Origin of the sequence: Streptomyces beijiangensis (genome assembly GCF_017315755.1) — a bacterium.
Classification (GTDB): Bacteria; Actinomycetota; Actinomycetes; order Streptomycetales; family Streptomycetaceae; genus Streptomyces; species Streptomyces beijiangensis.
In genome coordinates this window covers 1-2,376 of sequence record NZ_JAFLRJ010000643.1, presented here as the reverse complement: position 1 = coordinate 2,376, position 2,376 = coordinate 1, and the positions used below count along the sequence as shown (strand labels likewise).

Sequence of the window (2,376 nt, the reverse complement as noted above, 5' to 3'; positions counted from 1 at the left end):
GGCTTTCGGCCCGTCCACCACTTGAGGTCTTCCGTGGTGGACGGGCCGAAAGCCGTCAGGTAGCGGGTGGCCAGCTCGGCCTTGGCCTCGTCCGCGGGCAGGTCGGGGTGCGGTTCGGCCACGGTCCAGCGGTACTGGGACGACGCCCAGGTGCCCAGCGGGCGGCCCCGCCGGATGCGGCTCTCTGCGGCCATCACGCCCAGGAAGCGGCTGGTGATACGGGGACGCGCCTCGTACGGCTTGCCCTCGGCCATCACGATTTTCGCCTTCAACTCCGGTACGGCGTCGGCGATCTGGGCCGCGGTGGCCTCGCCCAGGCCGGACAGCGCGGTGAGCACGGTCTGCTGCGTGGCGGCGAACCAGGCTTCGTCGTGGCCGAGTTGGTCGTTCAGGTCCTTGAGGAGCTTCTTGCGTTCGCGGGCCGCCACCGTGCGGGCGGTGGAGGCGTCCACGACGGGGGCCAGCTCCCGCGGGACGACGAACATGGTGCGGCGCATGCACAGCATCCGCACCAGGCTGTGGTCCTCGTATAGAGCACGCTCCAGCTCCGCGGCCGACGGGTCGGCCATGCGGGCGGCCATCGTCAGGTACACGCTCGCCGGGTCCGTGGCGTGCAGCGCGAGCAACGCTTCGGTGACCTGTTCCGGTGTGGTCGCGCGGGCGGCGGGCGTGAGCAGGTGACGGGTGGTGAGGCGCCGGCGGCGCTGCTCGTCCGTGAACTTCGGTCGCGTGTGGGTCATGGCGGAGTCGGTGGCCTTCGCGGCCGCCTTCGGTCGTCCCTTCGGTCCTTCGGTGCTCGGGGAGCGGGAAGTGCGCTGCTCCGGGCAGGCCGGCTGCCCGGAGCAACAGCATGGGGCTTTGCAGTGGCGGTGTCAGCCCATGGCCGGAGGTGCCGCTCAGCCGAACTGGCCCGGCTGGTAGTCGCCCGCCGGCTGCTGGACGAGGACGTTCAGCCGGTTGTACGCGTTGATCAGGGCGATGAGCGAGACCAGGGCGGCGAGCTGGTCCTCGTCGTAGTGCTTGGCGGCATTCGCCCAGGCCTCGTCCGTGACGCCGCCTGCGGCGTCCGCGATCCGGGTGCCCTGCTCGGTCAGCTCCAGGGCCGCGCGCTCGGCGTCGGTGAAGACCTTGGCCTCGCGCCAGGCGGCGACCAGGTTCAGGCGTACCGACGTCTCCCCCGCGTGCGCGGCGTCCTTGGAGTGCATGTCGGTGCAGAAGCCGCAGCCGTTGATCTGGCTGGCGCGGAGCTTCACCAGCTCCTGGGTGGCGTGCGGCAGCGTCGTACCGGAGAGCGCCTGGCCCGCCGTGTTGATGTGCCTCAGGAACTTGCCCGCGACCGGGTTGGCGAAAAGGTTCAGTCGAGCTTCCATCGTGGGCTCCTCAGTGGTCTCTGCTGTTGCTGGGTACATCTCTCTGACGGAACGGACCGGGCCGATGTGACAGGGACGGATGTGACGCGCGCCACTGGGGCCGGCCGCTCGGGCCGGTCACTCGGGCCGGTCACTCGTTCGGCGAGCCGTCTGACGGTCCATCGAGTGACAACCCGTTACCACACTGACCTGCGCATACCGCGCATACGGGCTATGACACGCACAGAAGTGCGGCCGAAAGTGACACCCAGTCAGCAGGCGGTGCGTCTGCGCGCGGGGTGTGCTCGGGGATGCGAGCACGGATTTCCGTCGCAACTGCGGCACACAGGTGTCGCGTCCGCGGTCGCTGGAGGTTCAACCATGCGCTCCCTCACCACTCTTCTGGGTACGGCCGTCCTCGGTGCTTCCCTCGCCCTCGCCGCTCCGGCCGCCTACGCCGCGGCCCCGCAGACCACGGCCGAGTGTTCGAAGGCGACCGCGGACGCCCAGAAGGCCGAGTCCGACTACAACGCCGCGAAGGCCGACTACGAGAAGGTCATCAAGGACGGCGGCCACCCGGACAAGTCCCAGCAGGACCAGGTCACGCAGGCCGAGCAGAACATGAACATGACCGCCTCGACCGCGGCCCGGTTCTGCCCGGACGCCAAGGTCCCCTCGGGCACCGTCCACACCGGTGTCGGCTCGACCAGCGAGGGCTCGAACAGCACCGAGATCGCCGCCGGGATCGGTCTGGTCGCCGTCGTCGGCGCCGGTGCCCTCGTCATCGCGCGCCGCCGCAGCGGCAGCAGCAGCCAGGTCTGACCGGAAAACCTCCCCGGCCAGACGCGACTGCACCCCCGTGCCCCACGACCGCTTCGTGGGGTACGGGGGCACAGGGCACGGGGCCGGTCGGCGGCGCCGTGCCGCGCCGGCCTCCCACAGACACCGTCCTTTGAGAGGTTGCTGGTGGATCACGACGACGGGACAGTGCGCCGCGGTCTCATATCCGCGGCGCACTGTCCCGTCG

The 2,376-nt window shown here is 70.4% G+C and carries 3 protein-coding genes; 1 reads left to right on the top strand and 2 read right to left on the bottom strand.

Annotated elements, in window-relative coordinates; genetic code table 11:
* Both J0695_RS37865 and J0695_RS37860 read right to left on the bottom strand, forming a co-directional pair.
* Positions 1-740: DNA glycosylase AlkZ-like family protein (locus J0695_RS37865; RefSeq protein WP_206969356.1), on the bottom strand; the 740-nt coding region annotated here is incomplete at its 3' end.
* A gap of 156 nt (positions 741-896) precedes the next feature.
* Entirely contained in the window at positions 897-1,370 is a 474-nt protein-coding gene (locus tag J0695_RS37860) for a carboxymuconolactone decarboxylase family protein (RefSeq protein ID WP_206969354.1), read from the bottom strand.
* A gap of 360 nt (positions 1,371-1,730) precedes the next feature.
* Here J0695_RS37860 and J0695_RS37855 point away from each other — a divergent pair, with 360 nt between their 5' ends.
* Positions 1,731-2,171 carry a GVDTG sorting domain-containing protein gene (locus J0695_RS37855; protein WP_206969352.1) on the top strand — a complete coding sequence of 147 codons (441 nt, stop codon included), beginning with the start codon at positions 1,731-1,733 and terminating at the stop codon, positions 2,169-2,171.
* Positions 2,172-2,376 lie beyond the last annotated feature (205 nt).